The sequence below is a fragment of the Yersinia hibernica genome (assembly GCF_004124235.1).
Lineage (GTDB): Bacteria > Pseudomonadota > Gammaproteobacteria > Enterobacterales > Enterobacteriaceae > Yersinia > Yersinia hibernica.
In genome coordinates this window covers 1,228,867-1,247,029 of sequence record NZ_CP032487.1, presented here as the reverse complement: position 1 = coordinate 1,247,029, position 18,163 = coordinate 1,228,867, and the positions used below count along the sequence as shown (strand labels likewise).

Sequence of the window (18,163 nt, the reverse complement as noted above, 5' to 3'; positions counted from 1 at the left end):
ATTATGCTGATCGATTTACGCAGTGACACAGTGACACAACCTGATGCCGCCATGCGCAGTGCCATGGCCAATGCCGAAGTCGGTGATGATGTGTATGGTGATGACCCAACGGTGAATGCTTTAGAGGCCCAAGCCGCCCAGTTATCAGGCAAAGAAGCCGCATTATTCCTGCCTACCGGCACTCAAGCAAATCTGGTGGCACTGTTAACACACTGTCAGCGCGGTGAAGAGTATATCGTCGGCCAAAAAGCCCATAACTATCTCTATGAAGCCGGTGGCGCCGCAGTTCTTGGCAGTATTCAGCCTCAACCTATTGATGCAAATGATGACGGCACTTTGCCACTGGATAAAGTATTGGCCGCTATCAAGCCCGATGATATCCATTTTGCCCAAACTCGGCTGCTGAGCTTGGAAAATACCCACAGCGGCAAAGTGTTGCCATTGCGTTATTTACAGCAGGCTTGGGCATTGACCCGTGAAAAAAAACTGGCGCTACACATTGATGGCGCTCGTATTTTTAATGCGGCGGTGGCACTTAATGTCCCTCTGACTGACATCAGCCAGTATTGCGATAGCTTGACAATTTGTCTCTCGAAAGGGCTGGGAGCGCCGGTTGGCTCCTTGTTATGTGGCAGTGCTGAATACATTAAACGCGCGCGCCGTTGGCGCAAAATGACCGGTGGCGGCATGCGTCAGGCGGGAATTCTGGCGGCGGCAGGGTTGTATGCCCTGGAGCATAATGTTGCCCGATTGAAAGATGACCATGACAATGCCCGCTGGTTAGAACAACAATTACGCGCGCTGGATGTGGAGATAGTGGCTCCGGGTGCCCAGACTAACGTGTTGTATATTAAGCAATCTTCTGCAGCCGCCGCCCAACTTGGTCCTTGGATGCGCGAGCGCGGGGTATTAATCAGCGCCGGCCCAATAACCCGAATGATTACTCACATCAATATCAGCCGCACTGATCTGGAAAAAGTCGTGGCGCTGTGGCGTGAGTTTTTGACCGAGCATCGCTCATGACGCCGCAACGGATATTAGTGCTGGGTGCCAGTGGCTATATTGGTCAGCATCTGGTGCCAAGACTCAGCCAGCAAGGGCATGCCGTCACCGCGGCGGCCCGCCGTGTCGAGTGGCTAAAAGAGCAACCTTGGCCGGGCGTTAATTGCTGTTTTGCCGATCTTTACCAACCCGCCACCCTAATGACCGCGTTGCAGGATATTGATGTTGTCTATTATTTGGTGCATGGCATGGGCGACGGGCAGGATTTAATCGAGCAAGAGCGCCTGGCTGCCACCAATATGAAAGCCGCACTGCAACTGAACCCGGCGGTAAAGCAGATAATTTACCTGAGTGCATTACAGCCGAGTGACAACAGCTCCCCCCATCTGATTGCCCGCCAATTGACCGGCGAACTGCTGCGCCAAAGTGGCATTCCGGTGACGGAACTGCGCGCCAGCATCATCGTCGGCCCGGGTTCTGCGGCTTTCGAAGTGATGCGCGACATGGTTTATAACTTGCCAATTTTGACCCCGCCGCGCTGGGTACGTTCTAAATCATCCCCGGTGGCGCTGGAAAATCTGCTGGTTTACCTGACAGAATTGCTCACTCATCCCGCACAAGAAAACCGTATTTTTGATGTTGCCGGGCCTGAATACATTAGCTACCAAACAATGTTTGAGCGATTTATTGCTATCAGCGGTAAACGGCGCTGGCTGCTGCCCATTCCACTCCCAACCCGTTTTATCTCGGTTTACTTTATCAACATGGTCACCTCGGTGCCCACACCAATAGCCAGCGCCTTGATTGCCGGGCTAAATCACGATTTACCCGCTGATGGTCAAGCTTTACAAGCACTTATTCCTCAACAATTGATCAGTTTTGATGAAGCAGTGAAAGAGACATTGCGCCGCGAAGATGAAGTGGTGGATTCCCCCGACTGGGGTTATGACCCCGAAGCGCGCGCCCGTTGGCGGCCAGGTTACGGTTTTTATCCCAAACAGGCGGGTTGCCAACTTTATACCTCCGCATCCCGCGAAGCACTGTGGCATGTGGTGCAGCAAATTGGCGGCAAAGAGGGATATTTCTATGGCAATTTGTTATGGAAAACCCGCGCCTGGATGGATGATATCGCCGGTGGCGGTGTGGTTTATGGCCGCCCCGCGCGGGAAACTTTAGAGTTGGGTGACCTGATTGATGGCTGGAAAGTTATCACTCTCAAACCCCTACGCCAACTCGCTATGATGTTTGGCATGAAAGCCCCAGGCTTAGGGCGGCTAACCTTTACTATCAGAGACTTGGGCGGTCGGCGTAGCTTTGATGTGCGCGCATGGTGGCATCCGGCGGGCTTTAATGGATTACTGTATTGGTTTGTGATGATGCCGGCACACCTGTTTATTTTCCGCGGAATGGCCAAGCGCATTGCCGCCTTAGCCGAGCAATATGACCGCGAAAACCAGCCTGCAAGCAGCACCCTCCCCGGCTCGGAAGATGAGCCGCCGGCCCAATAGATTTCGCGCCACTGCCGGTGGCTGGGTGAGCCTCAAGGATGAGGTTCATGAATCTTAATCGGTGGTTTCTGATTGCATAGCGCATCATTTCACGGAAGAATGGCACCTTATTTGCTGAGCAACTGATTTACAGCTCTAGCATTCTGATTTTTGGTGGGAACCGAATTGGTTATGAAGGTATTGGTCACCGGTGCAACCTGTGGGTTAGGCCGAAATGCCGTTGAATATCTCCGTCGTCAGGGCATCAAAGTCATCGCCACCGGCAATAATCCGGCGATGGGTGCATTATTGACAAAAATGGGCGCTGAATTTATTCATGCGGACTTGACGAACTTGGTTTCCTCGCAGGCTAAAGCCATGCTGGCCGATGTCGATACCTTGTGGCATTGCTCCAATTTCACCTCGCCATGGGGCACCGAGCAGGCGTTTGAGCTGGCAAACGTCCGAGCGACACGGCGCTTGGGGGAATGGGCCGCCGCTTATGGTGTGGAGAATTTCATTCATATCTCCTCGCCTGCCATTTATTTCGATTATCACCACCATCGTAATATTCAAGAAGAGTTCCGCCCGGCACGGTTTGCTAATGAGTTCGCACGCAGCAAAGCCGCTGGAGAAGAGATTATTCAGCAATTAGCGCTGTCCAACCCTCAAACGCATTTTACTATCTTGCGGCCTCAGGGTCTGTTTGGCCCTCATGACACCGTGATGCTGCCGCGCCTGCTACAAATGATAAAATATTATGGCACCCTACTACTGCCGCGTGGCGGTAATGCTCTGGTGGACATGACTTATCTGGAAAATGCGGTACATGCCATGTGGCTGGCAACTCATCAGCAAAATACCCCCTCTGGCAGGGCGTATAATATAACCAACCAACAGCCCCGCCCACTACGCACTATCGTGCAGCACCTACTGGAAGAGTTGGGTATGACATGCCGTATCCGCTCGGTGCCTTACCCGATGATGGATATCATGGCCCGCGCCATGGAGAAACTGAGTAATAAAGCCGCAAAAGAGCCGATACTGACACATTATGGTGTCGCCAAGCTTAATTTTGACCTCACACTGGATACGCACCGGGCGGAATCAGAATTAGGCTACCGCCCGTCAGTGTCATTGGATGAGGGGATTATCCGCACGGCCCGTTGGTTAAAAGAGCACGGAAAATTGGGCGGCTGAGGGTCAAATTTAACCCGTCGGGTGCTTTGCTCACCCGACCTTATTAAGATTAAGCTTTGCGCCAACCATGATTACCATCAGTGAGCCAACACTTATTCATCAGCGCTTTTCTTTGCTAGGGTAAGTAATTAAATAAATAATTAAACTCTGGGCGTCCAACCATGTCTTCTATCGTCAACAGCTTAATACTTATTATTCTTTATTTTATCCCTTTTATTATTGCGAAAAATCGTAAACATAATAAATCAGGTGCAATTTTTCTAGCTAACTTACTGTTTGGATGGACATTAATAGGCTGGGCTGTGGCTTTAGTTTGGTCACTGTCAGCAAATGTCGCGCCATTGGGCGTGATAGCTAAAAAAGATCTTAAGCCGCATTTACCTGAAATAAAATGCCCATTTTGTGGTGCCATGAATATAGCCAATACCACTATTTGCCATGCATGCGGGAAAGATCAGGCAATAATGGCCGGTAGTGCACGGCTAAATTCAACCGCTAAAATTGTCAGCTATGCCGGAAAAGATCCCTCCGCCGGGATTGGCGGTTTACAAGGCAAGCCCAACAAAAAATATAAATCTCAGATTAATATTAATAATAACTAGCCGGTTACCTATTAACAGCAGCTTAAAACAGTGGGGAAAATAGGTTTATACTAATATAACGTTAATAACCGCCATCACTTTCATAACAGATTCTTTCACTTAAGGTCATCATATGAAAAAGAAAAATATTGCCCTGATCCTTCCTCTCGCCATGCTACTTAGCGCCTGTACCAACAACGTCAGCCCGGCATTTAAGGATATCAGCAGCCGTACTGCACCTTGTGTTGACGGCGGGCCGGATACTGTCGCGCAAAAATTCTATGACCTGCGGGTGCAGCAGATCGGCAATAAAAATGGCTTGCCCGATGACAATTTATCGGCACAATTTCGCCCTTATCTGAGTCAGGCGCTGTATGAAAAAATTCAAACGGCCAGAAAGCAAGCGGGAAACCGTGCGCCTTCAGCGGTGAATACCTCAGCAACCATCAATGGCGATATTTTCACCAGCCTGCGTGAGGGCAGCACCAGTGCTGAGGTTGCCAGTGCCTCAACCATCCCCAATACTGATGCCCGGAATATTCCATTGCGTGTCAATTTGACCCACCAATCAGCCGCTGGGCAATCAGTGATGTGGCAAGACGAAGTATTGATGATCCGCGAAGGCACCTGTTGGGTGGTTGATGATATCCGCTTTATGGGCGTCTCGGCCCCAGCCAGCAGCCTACGCCAGCTTCTGGGCGATCATTAACTGCGACGTGCAAAATAACCGCCACGCTACGCGATAAATTTCACAATAACTGTACCGGTTTTCTTCCAGTGAAGCCGGTACTGTTTGATTTACAGATACATTCTTTTTTTGGTTATTTTTTAATCCACACTGCGGTTACTCTGCCAGATTTCTTCATCGCGTGACAAATTCCCTCTGATAGCATTCAAATCAAAATGTTATGCTGTTTTTTACCTCACCCTCTGGTTATTAATAAATTTTAACGCACAAAGATTGCATAAGTATGCCGTGGAAGTTACCATTCACCGCATCATTGGCTATTCAGATTTGGCGCATGAGTATTCAACTTAACGGAATTAACTGCTACTACGGCGTACATCAGGCGCTGTTCGACATTACATTAGACTGTCCTGCGGGCGAAACCTTGGTGCTATTGGGGCCAAGCGGTGCCGGTAAAAGTTCATTGCTACGCGTGCTTAACCTGCTGGAAATGCCGCGTTCAGGAACCTTGCAGATAGCCGGCAATCACTTTGATTTCTCCCAGGCTCCGAGCGCGAAGGCGATTCGCGAATTACGCCAGAATGTGGGAATGGTCTTCCAACAATATAATCTATGGCCGCACCTCACGGTGGTACAGAATCTGATTGAAGCCCCTTGCCGCGTACTGGGTCTGTCAAAAGATGAAGCCATGGCACGCGCCCAAAAATTACTCGCCCGTTTGCGTTTGACCGATTTTGCCGAGCGCTTTCCGCTGCACCTTTCCGGTGGCCAGCAACAGCGAGTGGCCATTGCCCGCGCGTTGATGATGGAACCGCAGGTTTTGTTATTTGATGAACCGACCGCGGCACTTGACCCAGAAATTACTGCGCAGATCGTCAGTATCATCCGTGAATTGGCCGGAACCGGCATCACTCAGGTGATTGTCACCCATGAGGTTGAAGTCGCCCGTAAAACGGCCAGCCGCGTGGTTTATATGGAAAACGGTCACGTAGTGGAACAAGGCGATGCCAGCCACTTTACACAACCAACAACCGAAGCTTTTGCCAGCTATCTGTCACATTGATATCTATTTGGGAATTTGCGATGAAAAAATTAATAATTGCTGCAGTCCTCGCCAGTATCAGTTTGTCTGCCTCTGCCGCTGAAACTATCCGTTTTGCCGCTGAAGCAACTTACCCACCATTCGAATTTATTGATGCCAATAATAAGATGCAGGGCTTTGATATCGACCTAGCCAATGCGTTGTGTAAAGAGATGCAAGCTGAGTGTACCTTTACCAATCAGGCTTTTGACAGTTTGATCCCGAGTTTAAAATTTAAGCGTTTTGATGCGGTTATCTCTGGGATGGACATCACCCCTGAGCGCCAAAAACAAGTGGCGTTCACCCAACCTTACTATGAAAACTCGGCGCTGTTTGTTGCTGAAAAAGGCAAAGTAGCCGATTTAGCGGCCCTGAAAGGCAAGCGCGTGGGGATGCAAAACGGTTCTACCCATCAAAAATATCTGATGGACAAGCACCCTGAAATTACTGCCGTGCCTTACGACAGCTACCAGAATGCGATTCTTGATCTGAAAAATGGCCGTCTGGATGCGGTGTTCGGTGATACTGCGGTGGTTAATGAATGGCTTAAGCAGAATAACCAACTGGCGCCAGTGGGCGATAAAGTGACTGACACTGACTATTTCGGTACCGGTTTAGGTATTGCCGTTCGTCAGAACAACACTGAATTACAGGGTAAGTTAGATGCTGCGCTGGCGAAAGTTAAAGCAGATGGCACCTATCAGACAATTTATAAAAAATGGTTCCAGCAGTAATTTAAGCACTCATGAATGAATTTCAACCTTTAGCAAGCGCCGCCGGCATGACCGTCGGCCTTGCCGTTTGTGCACTGGCCCTCGGCCTGGTTCTGGCGATGCTGTTTGCCGTCTGTGAATCGTCGCGATGGAAAGTGGTCAGTTATCTGACTACTGGCTGGGTCACCATTTTACGCGGGCTACCCGAGATTCTGGTGGTTCTGTTTATCTATTTTGGCTCTTCTCAGCTGTTGATGATGCTGTCAGACGGCTTTACCTTAAATCTTTATCTATTTGAGTTACCGATTAAGCTCAATATTGATGATTTTGAGGTCAGCCCATTCCTGTGTGGGGTTATCGCCCTCGCCCTGCTCTACTCCGCTTATGCATCGCAAACTCTGCGCGGCGCACTGAAAGCGGTGCCGGTCGGGCAGTGGGAGTCAGGCCAAGCATTGGGCTTGAGCCCGGCGGCGATTTTCTTCCGCTTGATTATGCCGCAAATGTGGCGTCATGCTTTACCCGGCTTGGGCAACCAATGGCTGGTATTGCTAAAAGATACCGCATTAGTGTCGCTCATTAGTGTCAATGACTTGATGTTGCAAACCAAAAGCATTGCCACCCGGACTCAGGAACCTTTCACTTGGTATGTTATTGCTGCAGCCATTTATCTGGTGGTGACCTTGTTGAGTCAGTATGTCCTCAAATGGATAGAACTCCGTACCACCCGTTTTGAACGGAGCCCATCCTGATGCTGGAATACTTACCCGAGATCTTAAAAGGGCTGCACACCAGCCTGACATTAACTATTGCGTCTTTGTTGGTTGCTTTAGTGCTGTCTTTGCTATTTACCATTGTGTTGACGCTAAAAACCCCCGTCGTCACACCACTGGTCAAAATTTACATCACGCTGTTCACCGGCACCCCGCTGTTGGTGCAGATCTTTTTGATCTACTACGGCCCAGGACAGTTTCCAGCCATTCGTGAATATCCGTGGTTATGGCACCTGCTGTCGCAACCATGGCTGTGTGCAATGATTGCTCTGGCATTGAACAGTGCGGCCTATACCACGCAGCTGTTTTACGGTGCAGTCCGCGCCATTCCTGCTGGTCAGTGGCAATCTTGTGAAGCACTGGGGATGTCTAAAGCCCAGTCACTGCGCATCTTGTTGCCATTTGCCTTTAAACGCGCGCTTTCTTCCTATTCCAACGAAGTGGTTTTGGTGTTCAAAAGTACTTCACTGGCTTACACCATTACATTGATGGAGGTAATGGGTTACAGCCAATTGATGTACGGCCGAACCTATGACGTGATGGTATTTGGTGCAGCAGGTATTGTTTACCTGTGTGTGAATGGGTTACTGACGCTGTTGATGCGGTTGGTAGAGCGCCGAGCACTGGCATTTGAGCGGCGCAATTAAGATTAGTATTATCAATTAAGCGAGCTGGCTGTTTATGTTGCGCACAGCTCGCTTTTTTGCGACTTTTATAGCGGCGTATTTTGTATATCACCACCGCTATAGATTAAATTAGTCGCGCAAAATAGGTTCAATATCCAGTAAATGGCTTTTATCTGTAGGCAACAGTGACAAGATGTCTTGTTCGTCCACTTGAGTAAAGTTCTCCGACATAACTTCATTACCTTGCTGATCGACATTATTCGCCATCATGAAAGTGCTGTGCGTGCTGCCCTTGCCAGCATGAATGCGCGATTCAGGTTTTTCCTCGGTACTGAAATAGTTAGAAAATACGGCATAATTAGTAGCATCAATGAAAACCTCATCAGTGTCTGCTTTCTCTTGCCAATAGCTCATGGAACCTTTATGGAAGTAATTGTTAAAAATAAAGGTGTTATCCATTGTTCTGACTTCACTATAAGTATAAGGTCGCGCCATAAAATCGGTGTCATCCAGATAATTACCCACGAAATAGAGTTGGCTAGCATTTCTGAATTTTAAATGCCCTGCCGCGGTATTTGGCCAACCAGAAAAATAATTCTGTACCACTTCTACATTCTTATAACGTTGTATATAAAGACCGTGGTCTCGTTCCATTTCACACTTGCTATCGTTATATTTTAAGCATAATTTTTTATTCCCAATAATGACATTTTTCTTGAAGACAGCATCAGTCATGCCACTGGATGAGCCCCAGGCAGTTTTAAAATAACTTTGGTCATCGCTGACTGACAACTGGCCGGTGCTGCCAAGATAATCAATTTTTTCCAACAGGTTATTGACTGGTTGACTCAACAAAACAGCAACTTTATTTCTACTTTCTGGTGAGATATCACCGAAATAGTTATGAGAAATCAGCGGTTTATTTGCATCAAAAGTGAGTAGCCCAATACCAGGGTGTTCTGCATCCCGTAAGAAAATATTATTCTCAACGGTAGAGGGGAAGCGCGCTACTGATAATTGGTAACCTTGCTCTTTGGTATTAATAAAAATATTTTCTGATACGTTTATATTCTTTTTATTACCATAAAATTTAACCGCAACATTATCTAAGACTAAATGCTTCATTGAAACATCACTGACTGCCAGACCATATGCAACCTCGCCCACAATCGGTGACTTCTGTGTATCTGTTGAGCGCAAAATAGTGTGCCCGTCCGCTGAGCCAATAATACTGTTCCCGCTTTTGACATGAACATCACTATTAATGATGTAAACACCACTTGGTAGAAATACCCCCTTCCCTTGATGAGCAGTAAATAGTGCAGCGAACTTGGCGGTGCTGTCTTCGGTATCATTGGGTTCAATACCATGATCAGGCGCACAAATTAAATTTACTTGGGGCATAATTTCGCCGTTACAAAGAGTTGCAGCTTGCTCCTGTGCAGTTGCAGCTTGAGCCTGTGTAAAGGATGACATTGCCAATGCTAAGGCAGAAATATAAAACAAACGCATGAGATGACCTCTTAATGAAATTTTGTCGGCAGAATAGTCATAACCGGCGCACCTTTCTTTAATAAAACGATACTGACTTACAGATTTACTCACATGAAGTTGACTTGCTGTATTTTGATGGGCGGGTGGTTGAGTGGCTCGACCTCGGTACATAGACCAAAAAATAAAATTAAATTTTTAATCACATTACTTGCATATAAATTCATATGATGGCAATGTAACTAACATCATTCATCCGAATTAATCGCGATGAAAAGTCATTAGTTATAATAAAATCAACAATTAAGAATTTATTCTATTGAAAAGATTCTGACAGGAGTTTAAGCATGAAAAAGTTACTATTGGCCACCATATTAAGCGGTATGGTTTTCAGTGCTACCGCCGCGGAAACCATTCGTTTTGCGGCTTCAGCAACCTATCCGCCTTTCGAATCCATCGGTGCCAATAATGAGATTGTCGGTTTTGATATGGATTTGGCAAAAGCATTATGTAAGCAGATGGAAGCCAACTGTACTTTCACCAATCAGGCTTTTGATAGCTTGATCCCAGCGCTTAAATTCAAACGTTACGATGCAGTTATTTCCGGTATGGACATCACGCCAGAACGTAGCAAGCAAGTGGCATTTACCCAGCCTTACTATGCTAACTCCGCCATTGTTATTGCTCCGAAAGGTAAATTCAGCTCTTTGGCTGACCTGAAAGGCAAAAAAATCGGGATGGAAAATGGCACCACCCACCAGAAATATTTGCAGGATAAACACCCTGAAATCCAAACGGTGGCTTATGACAGTTATCAGAATGCCATTATCGACCTGAAAAATGGCCGCATTGATGGTGTGTTTGGCGACACCGCGGTAGTGAATGAGTGGCTGAAAACCAATCCGAATCTGGCATCAGTTGGTGAGCATGTGACTGACCCACAATACTTCGGTACTGGCCTGGGCATTGCTGTACGCCCAGATAACACCGCGTTGCTGGAGAAATTGAATAAAGCTATTGCGGCGGTTAAAGCTGATGGCACCTACCAAGCCATCAATGATAAGTGGTTCCCACAATAATCATCATCGTGCTTTTGCCCCCTATAGCTTCAAAGTTGCAGGGGGCATTTAATCAGCAATGCCAGAACTTCATAATGCGCAGTATGCGCAAACATATCAAACAACTGCACCCGCTCAATGCGATAACCCACTAATTGGCTGATATCTTTCGCCATTGTCTCGGCATGACAACTTGAATAGAGAATAAATTCCGGGGCCATCTGGCTGAGGTATTCACACAGTTCAGTACCCATCCCGCGGCGCGGCGGGTTAACCAAGACCAGTTGCGGCACTTGTGTTTCTGCCGTGGCGAAATGGGTTGAGTCCAACGCGGCAAAATTGACTTTTTTTAACCCTAACTGATCGGCTGACTGGCGCGCACAAGCAATGGCTTCGGCACTGATTTCAATGCCAGTAAGCTCAGTGTCCACATCGGCGCAATGCAGACCAAAGCCGCCCACACCACAGAATAAATCCCACATACTTTTAATCTTCCGCTCCCGCACCCATTGGCGCGCGGTGGCATACAGCGATGCTGCAACTTGCGGATTAGTCTGGAAAAAACTTTGTGGCCGAATAAACAAAGGCACCTGATTAAATATTTCGGGCAGGGCCTGCTGCTCAGTCAATGCCACCTCTTGCTCCCCTTCCAAAATTGCCATATGCACTGGCTGAATATTTGCAGAGATAACTGCCAGCTGAGGTAATTGTTGCTGTAACCAGGGCAAAGCTGCCCGTAACTGTGCCAGTTTGGTGGGTGAGCGCAGCACAAAGCGCAGCATTAACTCGCCGCTATAAGTGCTTTGCGTCAATAATAGGAATTTCAGCTCACCGCGTTTGCGCGCCACGTTATAAGGTGTCAAACCCGCGCGCGCAATAAAGGTTTTCAGCACGGCAAACACCGGGGCAAAACTGGCCGGATACAGAGGGCAATCACACAAGTCGACCGCCGTACCATCACGATGCAACATCCCCAATAATGGGCGCTCCACACTGCCACTGACCACCATTTTGGCTTTATTACGAAAAGCACTTTCCGGCCCGAAAACCGGCTCAAGCCACTGAGTGACGGGATGTCCGGATAACAGAGTTTTCAAATGATGTTGTTTGTCAGCCAATTGCTGGGGATAGGGTTTATCCAGCCACTGGCAGGAACGGCAGCTACCCGCCGCATATTGTGCGCAATGCATTAATAATTAACCGTTATAATCTGAGAGAGTCAGTAATGTACAGCCGAGGCTGCTGATGGGGATGAATTGTAGCATTGTGTCACGCGAAACACTCATTTTGCCGCGCGCAAGTGGCGGTGCCACGGGAAAAACAACAAACCGAGAATAACCACATCGGGGATTTTTTGTAGCAGCAAGCTGTGCAGGATTTCGGCCCCGCTATCCCCCTCGATGCGGAAAACATCGACATCCAGCTCCAGCCAATCCAATGATGCCATCAGCAAATAAACAATCGCCAATAATTGACATGCCAGATAACACCACCGCGCCCAGTTATGGCGAAAGCATACTGCCACACCACACACGAGCTCTAGCAACAGCATGAAAATGCTGGCGATAAAGACAGTGCCGGAACCCCAACTTTGCAGGCTTTCAGAGATAAAACTGCCGGTGCCACCCCAACCCAATGTCGCCACCAGCAAGATAACACCGAGGATGCGGGTCGCAATAATGGCCGTGCCGGCAATGAGCACCGGCACCGGGGTGCTGGCGGCGGATGAAAATGCCGTAGATGAAAATAACAGTCTCATATTGCCCAGTCGCCCCCCGGTGCGGATGTTGTAACTTGATGTTATCCCTGACAATAACGCCGCTGGAAAGCGGCGTCAGAAGATGATGAAAGACTAACAGTTTTCAGGCTAATCAGCTACGGGCAGCTTTGTGTAATTCGCGCAATCGCTGTTTTTCCGAACGGGACATAAACCACCATGCAATTAAGCCGATAATGCCGACCACCAGCAAAATAAGAGTCGCCAGCGCGTTTATCTCTGGGTTCACCCCCATGCGTACACTGGAAAAAACCAGCATCGGTAAAGTCGTGGCCCCCGGCCCGGCAACAAAGCTGGCGATAACCAAGTCGTCCAGAGATAAGGTGAAGGCCAGTAACCAGCCGGAGATTAACGCCGGGGCTATCATCGGTACCGTAATCACAAAGAAGACTTTCAATGGCGTCGCGCCCAAATCCATGGCGGCCTCTTCAATTGAGCGGTCCAATTCGCGCAAGCGGGAACTGATAACCACCGTCACATAAGCGGTACAAAAAGTCACATGCGCCAGCCAAATGGTGAACATACCGCGCTCCGCCGGCCAGCCAATAGCATGCCCCATGGCGACAAACAGCAACAGCAATGATAAGCCGGTAATGACGTCGGGCATCACCAGCGGGGCGGTCAGCATAAAAGCAAAACCGGTCGAGCCGCGAAAACGGCCAAAACGCACCATAACCACAGCCGCTATCGTCCCTAGCGCCACCGCCATGGTGGCAGAAGCGGCGGCGATGGTGAGACTCAATCCTACCGCTGATATCATCGCCGAATCATTGAAAAGCTCAATATACCAGCGAGTTGACCACCCGGCCCACACGGTGACCAGTTTTGAGCTGTTAAATGAGTAGATAACCAGCATCAACATTGGGGCATACAAAAAGGTATAACCGACAATTAAGATGACCCGACGCCAGACCGAGCGCACTTCCGGTAGGTTATTCATACCGCGCCTCCAATCTCTTTATTCTGGTGTTTATGGAACCACAGTATCGGTGCAATCAGCAGCAGCAGCATTACCGTCGCCACCGCCGAGGCCACTGGCCAGTCACGATTATTGAAGAATTCCTGCCATAAAATGCGGCCAATCATGATGCTGTCCGGCCCGCCGAGCAGCTCAGGGATGACAAACTCGCCGACCGCCGGAATAAATACCAACATGGAGCCCGCCACAATCCCCCCTTTGGTCAATGGCACAATCACACTGACAAAGGTTTTAAAGGGTTTAGCGCCTAAATCTGATGCGGCTTCGACCAATGAGTAATCCAGCCGGGTCAGTGCGGTATAGATAGGCAACACCATGAAAGGCAGATAGGAATAGACCACACCAATATATACCGCCAAGTTGGTGTGCAAGATAATCAGCGGTTGGTCAATAATTCCGGTCCATATCAGGAAGTTATTCAGAATGCCGTTGTTCTTCAGAATCCCCATCCAGGCATAGACTCGGATGAGAAATGAGGTCCATGACGGCAAGATCACCAGCAGCAATAAGATATTTCGCGTGGATGATTTACTGTGGGCAATAGCCCAGGCCAATGGATAGCCGATAATCAGACAGCATAGTGTTGAGACCCCCGCCACTTGCAATGATTGCAGATAAGCATCGATATACAGTGGGTCATCAAATAGTTGCAGATAATTGCCCAGATTAAGCGAGATATCCAGCTTGCCGTCCAGCCAGGTCATCAAATCTGTGTAAGGAGGAACGGCGCGCGCCATCTCTGCCAAACTGATTTTGAACACAATCAGGAAGGGCAACATAAACAGCAGGAATAGCCATAAATAGGGTATGCCGATGACCAACTTACGGCCATGCAACATTTGCAAGCGCTGCATCAGTGCCTTAAGCGGCCCTATAGCTCGGGTCGGTGGCTCTGCGGCTCCACGGGTGGATTCTGGTATCACAATTGAGTTCCCCTAACAAATCAGCATGCTAAACTAGCAGCTTCCTGACTATCAGCTGCCTAACACCACACAGCTGTCAGCATCCCAGCAAAGTTGTACTTCATCACCCCAGGTTGGCATCCCTTTACGGTAGCGATGACCATTTTGCAGTTGTGCGCTGAGCACTTGCCCACTGTGCAGTTTCACGTGATAAATGGACAAATCCCCCAGATAAGCAATATGCACCACTTCACCCACCGCAAAGTTGCAACCATCTGCGGGAATTTGTTCACATAACATCACTTTTTCTGGCCGCAGGGCGACAAAGACTGGCACGCCGTCCACCACAGAAGCATCTGAATCCACTTTCAGTGGATGGCGCAGGCCGGGGCTATCGATGATGAGTGCATCATCTAAACGTTCGGTTAATACCCCTTCAAACACATTCACTGAGCCAATAAACTCCGCGCTGAATCTGCTATTCGGGTGCTCGTAAATCTCTTCTGGTTCACCAATTTGCACAAATTTGCCGCGATTCATAATGGCAATGCGCCCCGCCATGGTCATAGCCTCTTCCTGGTCATGAGTCACCATCACACAGGTCGCCCCTACCCGCTCCAGAATATCCACCACTTCGAGCTGCATGCGGTCACGCAGTTTTTTATCCAACGCCCCCATCGGCTCATCCAGCAGCAATAGTTTTGGCCGTTTGGCCAAGCTGCGCGCCAATGCTACCCGCTGGCGCTGACCGCCAGATAACTGATGTGGTTTGCGCTTAGCAAACTCTTGCATGTGCACCAATGTCAGCATCTCTGCTACCCGGCTTTTGATTTCATCAGTGGGCAATTTGTCTTGCTTCAAGCCAAAAGCAATATTTTGCTCCACCGTCATGTGCGGGAATAGCGCATATGATTGGAACATCATGTTGATTGGGCGCTGATATGGCGGGACATGCGACAAATCTTGCCCATCAAGGACAATCTGCCCCTGCGTCGGCTGTTCAAAGCCAGCCAGCATACGCAACAGGGTGGATTTGCCACAGCCTGAAGCGCCCAACAGCGCAAAGATCTCACCTTTATAGATGGTCAAATTGACATCATCTACAGCGGCCTGACCATCAAATGATTTGGTTAAATTGCGGATCTCCAGCAAGGGCGTAAACACCTTCTGGGATTTTGGCTGTGGGCGGGGAATGACATCATTCACTCAGCGTGCTCTCCGTGAAAGCAGAACAGGCCGCATTTAAGGTGCGGCGCAATAAAAAACAGGAACAGGAAGATACCCCCTGTTCCACCATGATTTTTTACTTATTCATCAATGTGTTATCCGTCACCGACTCAACCGCCGTGACGGATATTTGCCGATGATTTACTTACCACTTTTCGCTTTGGTCCAAGCTTTGGTTATCACGCGATCAATTTTCGGGTCTTGTACTTTCAGTGTGAACATTTTAGCCCGCACATCAGCCGGCGGATAAATGCCTGGATTATCACGTACTTCTGCGTTTAGCAGCGGAGTGGCCGCTTTATTAGCATTGGCATAAAACACGTGGTTACTGATATTGGCAATCACATCTGGGCGCATCAAATAATTGAGGAACTGATAGGCTTCATCCTGACTTTTAGCATCAGCGGGCATCGCAAACACGTCAAAGAAGGCTAATGCCCCCTCTTTCGGGATACTGTAGGCCACATTCACACCATTTTTAGCTTCTTTGGCGCGGTTAGAAGCCTGCATGATGTCGCCAGCCCAACCCACAGCCACACAAATGTCCCCATTTGCCAAGTCATTGATATATTGTGATGAGTGGAAATAGCGGATATTAGGCCGTAATTTCAATAACAACTCGGTCGCAGGGCCGGTGTAATCCGTGGCCTGAGTGCTATTGGGGTCTTTACCCAAGTAATTGAGCACAGTAGCAAAAATCTCACTTGGCGCATCCAAGAAGGAAACACCACAACTTTTCAGTTTCTCAAGATTTTCAGGTTTCAGCACCAGATCCCAACTGTCTACCGGCGCATCTTGCCCCAACGCGGCTTTAACTTTCTCGACGTTATAGCCAATACCCGTGGTGGCCCACAGATATGGCACCGCATATTTATTGTCCGGATCGTGCTTGCCGACCAGCGCCAACAATTCAGGATCAAGATTTTTGTAATTCGGTAATTTGCTCTTATCCAGCGGTTTAAATACTCCCGCTGACAATTGGCGTTCAAGGAAACTGGCTGACGGCACGACCAAGTCAAACCCGGTGCTCCCCGCCATCAATTTACCCTCCAACACCTCGTTGGAGTCAAACACATCATAGACAACTTTGATGCCGGTTTCTTTTTGGAAATTAGCCAGCGTATCTGGCGCGATATAATCAGACCAGTTGTAAATATGCAGTGTTTTTTCCTCAGCAGATGCTGAGACGGACGCAGCCATTAACAGGCCAGCAGCAACACCCGATAACCACTTTTTACGTTGGGTGAACATCCGTTAACTCCTCCAGAATAGGGGGTAAATTCGTGCGATAAATTTGCATCCGTAGGATACAACACCTTTGTGCTGCCGAGCGCGATGACCACAAGCACCAGATGCATGGCTATGCACGGTGAGTGATTATTAACCTAACAAGAATCATCATAGATTTTGCGGTACAATATTATGCCCTTGGCAGAAAGAGCAGCATAACCGCAGTTGGCAATCCACACCAGACTCTAGGGTAAAAAACGCCTTTTATCGATTTTTTATGCACATTTTATCTATGTAATACGTCACTAATGGCATAAACGGCGACAAATATCTGGCAAAGTAGGGTAAAAAGCAGAATATATTATGGTTTAGGGCGGGAATAACCGTGTGCCACTGGTTATCAGCAGCACTCAGATTAATCAATGTGCGGGGGCGTCTTTAATGGATGACTGGATAAGCGGTGGCGGTTTGGGGCAATTCGTCGTCGTCACTGTTGCCGATAAACAATAAATCATTGGCTCGAGCTTCCAGAATAATCATTGAAATCTGCTCTTCGCATTGCTGCATAAAATAGCCAAACTGGGCAAATGCCACCCCAACTTCAACAGTCAGAGACTGACAGACAATCAGTTTTGGTAGATTGTCATCCTGGATATCAATAAATGCTTTCACTGTCAGTGAACTGGCATTAATTTGGCTGAGATCAGCAACCAGCGGGATCAACGCGGTCGGCCGCACTTCGGCCAAGGCCGAGAACAGGATGATATTATCGACCAAATCAATTTTGGCATCAAATACACCCTCAAAATTTTGCATATGCGGCAAATGCAGCGCCTGGCAGGAGTCACATTCAAAAAATGAGATACCAAGTTGATCCAGCCAACGCCGTAATAGGGTTAAATCCGGGACGATGAGTGAATCCATAGCGACCTACCTCACGATTCTCATAATACGAAAAGTGGCATAGCTTACGGAATATTGGCCGACAGCGCCACTTCAATCCCGACTAATTTAATGCCCTCAGCAACACTCAGGAGTGACCTTAGTCAGATTTATTCTCCTTTTTGGCGCGCTCTTGCTTAGATTGGGGTTTGGATATTCTATCAGCACTGCCCAATAGTGGGCCAAATCCCCTGGCTACGCGCCAAACAATGCAAGCTGCCGCCGGGATCATCAGGCCAATCCCAACAAAAATCATCATCACCGCCACCGTCGCGGTGCCCATTGACCCCGGTAATGACAGATAGTCATTAATACTAAGATAGGCCACAACCAGTAATATCATCCCCAATGCTTCCAGAATAATCACAATGCGGGGCATATCTCCTAACGAGCGCATCTTTACCTCCGA

Annotated in this window: 20 protein-coding genes; 11 read left to right on the top strand and 9 right to left on the bottom strand. The window is 48.4% G+C overall.

From position 1 onward, the window contains the following. The first annotated feature begins 3 nt into the window (after positions 1 to 3). The 9 genes from ltaE to artM all read left to right on the top strand — a co-directional run bounded on the left by ltaE (position 4) and on the right by artM (position 8,169). The gene (ltaE, locus tag D5F51_RS05860; RefSeq protein WP_129195863.1) at positions 4 to 1,023 is read left to right on the top strand and encodes a low-specificity L-threonine aldolase; all 1,020 of its coding nucleotides are present in this window, start codon (positions 4 to 6) and stop codon (positions 1,021 to 1,023) included. Then, positions 1,020 to 2,510 carry a DUF2867 domain-containing protein gene (locus tag D5F51_RS05855; protein WP_129195862.1) on the top strand — a complete coding sequence of 497 codons (1,491 nt, stop codon included), beginning with the start codon at positions 1,020 to 1,022 and terminating at the stop codon, positions 2,508 to 2,510. Before ltaE ends, D5F51_RS05855 begins: the two co-directional genes overlap by 4 nt. Before the next feature lie 171 nt (positions 2,511 to 2,681). Beyond that, on the top strand, positions 2,682 to 3,689 hold the full coding sequence (locus tag D5F51_RS05850) for an NAD-dependent epimerase/dehydratase family protein (RefSeq protein WP_025378810.1): 1,008 nt from the start codon (positions 2,682 to 2,684) through the stop codon (positions 3,687 to 3,689). A gap of 161 nt (positions 3,690 to 3,850) precedes the next feature. Then, positions 3,851 to 4,291 carry a superinfection immunity protein gene (locus D5F51_RS05845; protein WP_129195861.1) on the top strand — a complete coding sequence of 147 codons (441 nt, stop codon included), beginning with the start codon at positions 3,851 to 3,853 and terminating at the stop codon, positions 4,289 to 4,291. Positions 4,292 to 4,403: 112 nt separating this feature from the next. After that, positions 4,404 to 4,979 (top strand): lipoprotein, encoded by a 576-nt coding sequence (locus D5F51_RS05840; protein WP_087768506.1) that lies wholly within the window; start codon positions 4,404 to 4,406, stop codon positions 4,977 to 4,979. A gap of 313 nt (positions 4,980 to 5,292) precedes the next feature. Further along, complete coding sequence (gene artP, locus D5F51_RS05835; protein ID WP_129199215.1) at positions 5,293 to 6,021, top strand: arginine ABC transporter ATP-binding protein ArtP; 729 nt, start codon at positions 5,293 to 5,295, stop codon at positions 6,019 to 6,021. 20 nt (positions 6,022 to 6,041) lie between these two features. After that, positions 6,042 to 6,773: an arginine ABC transporter substrate-binding protein gene (gene artJ / locus D5F51_RS05830; RefSeq protein WP_025378813.1), complete on the top strand. Its 732-nt coding sequence runs from the start codon at positions 6,042 to 6,044 to the stop codon at positions 6,771 to 6,773. Between the two features lie 11 nt (positions 6,774 to 6,784). Next, positions 6,785 to 7,501 (top strand): arginine ABC transporter permease ArtQ, encoded by a 717-nt coding sequence (gene artQ / locus D5F51_RS05825; protein WP_025378814.1) that lies wholly within the window; start codon positions 6,785 to 6,787, stop codon positions 7,499 to 7,501. Then, positions 7,501 to 8,169: an arginine ABC transporter permease ArtM gene (gene artM, locus D5F51_RS05820; RefSeq protein WP_025378815.1), complete on the top strand. Its 669-nt coding sequence runs from the start codon at positions 7,501 to 7,503 to the stop codon at positions 8,167 to 8,169. The genes artQ and artM overlap by 1 nt, the downstream gene beginning before the upstream one ends. Before the next feature lie 108 nt (positions 8,170 to 8,277). Here artM and D5F51_RS05815 read toward each other — a convergent pair whose 3' ends face one another. Then, entirely contained in the window at positions 8,278 to 9,753 is a 1,476-nt protein-coding gene (locus tag D5F51_RS05815) for a hypothetical protein (protein ID WP_129195860.1), read from the bottom strand. Between the two features lie 233 nt (positions 9,754 to 9,986). On the opposite strand from D5F51_RS05815, the gene D5F51_RS05810 reads away from it, so the two are divergent. After that, positions 9,987 to 10,718 carry an arginine ABC transporter substrate-binding protein gene (locus D5F51_RS05810; protein ID WP_129195859.1) on the top strand — a complete coding sequence of 244 codons (732 nt, stop codon included), beginning with the start codon at positions 9,987 to 9,989 and terminating at the stop codon, positions 10,716 to 10,718. 29 nt (positions 10,719 to 10,747) lie between these two features. Here D5F51_RS05810 and rlmC read toward each other — a convergent pair whose 3' ends face one another. The 5 genes from rlmC to potG form a co-directional block, all read right to left on the bottom strand. Beyond that, complete coding sequence (gene rlmC, locus D5F51_RS05805; protein WP_129195858.1) at positions 10,748 to 11,887, bottom strand: 23S rRNA (uracil(747)-C(5))-methyltransferase RlmC; 1,140 nt, start codon at positions 11,885 to 11,887, stop codon at positions 10,748 to 10,750. Between the two features lie 92 nt (positions 11,888 to 11,979). Beyond that, a complete protein-coding gene (locus D5F51_RS05800; protein ID WP_129195857.1) occupies positions 11,980 to 12,456 on the bottom strand; it encodes a YbjO family protein in 477 nt (158 codons plus the stop codon). Positions 12,457 to 12,568: 112 nt separating this feature from the next. Beyond that, entirely contained in the window at positions 12,569 to 13,414 is an 846-nt protein-coding gene (gene potI / locus D5F51_RS05795) for a putrescine ABC transporter permease PotI (protein ID WP_129195856.1), read from the bottom strand. After that, positions 13,411 to 14,376: a putrescine ABC transporter permease PotH gene (gene potH / locus D5F51_RS05790; RefSeq protein ID WP_129195855.1), complete on the bottom strand. Its 966-nt coding sequence runs from the start codon at positions 14,374 to 14,376 to the stop codon at positions 13,411 to 13,413. Before potH ends, potI begins: the two co-directional genes overlap by 4 nt. Positions 14,377 to 14,427: 51 nt before the next feature. Next, positions 14,428 to 15,561: a putrescine ABC transporter ATP-binding subunit PotG gene (potG, locus tag D5F51_RS05785; protein WP_025378822.1), complete on the bottom strand. Its 1,134-nt coding sequence runs from the start codon at positions 15,559 to 15,561 to the stop codon at positions 14,428 to 14,430. Positions 15,562 to 15,575: 14 nt separating this feature from the next. Between potG and D5F51_RS22475 the strand changes: the two genes are divergently transcribed. Continuing rightward, complete coding sequence (locus D5F51_RS22475; protein ID WP_162301697.1) at positions 15,576 to 15,722, top strand: hypothetical protein; 147 nt, start codon at positions 15,576 to 15,578, stop codon at positions 15,720 to 15,722. Position 15,723: 1 nt separating this feature from the next. Here the strand turns inward: D5F51_RS22475 and potF are convergent, their stop codons facing one another. The 3 genes from potF to D5F51_RS05770 form a co-directional block, all read right to left on the bottom strand. Then, the gene (potF, locus tag D5F51_RS05780) at positions 15,724 to 16,833 is read right to left on the bottom strand and encodes a spermidine/putrescine ABC transporter substrate-binding protein PotF (RefSeq protein ID WP_025378823.1); all 1,110 of its coding nucleotides are present in this window, start codon (positions 16,831 to 16,833) and stop codon (positions 15,724 to 15,726) included. Between the two features lie 417 nt (positions 16,834 to 17,250). After that, positions 17,251 to 17,736 (bottom strand): type III secretion system chaperone family protein, encoded by a 486-nt coding sequence (locus D5F51_RS05775; RefSeq protein WP_025378824.1) that lies wholly within the window; start codon positions 17,734 to 17,736, stop codon positions 17,251 to 17,253. 118 nt (positions 17,737 to 17,854) lie between these two features. Then, a complete protein-coding gene (locus tag D5F51_RS05770) occupies positions 17,855 to 18,151 on the bottom strand; it encodes a YbjC family protein (protein WP_129195854.1) in 297 nt (98 codons plus the stop codon). Positions 18,152 to 18,163: the final 12 nt, after the last annotated feature.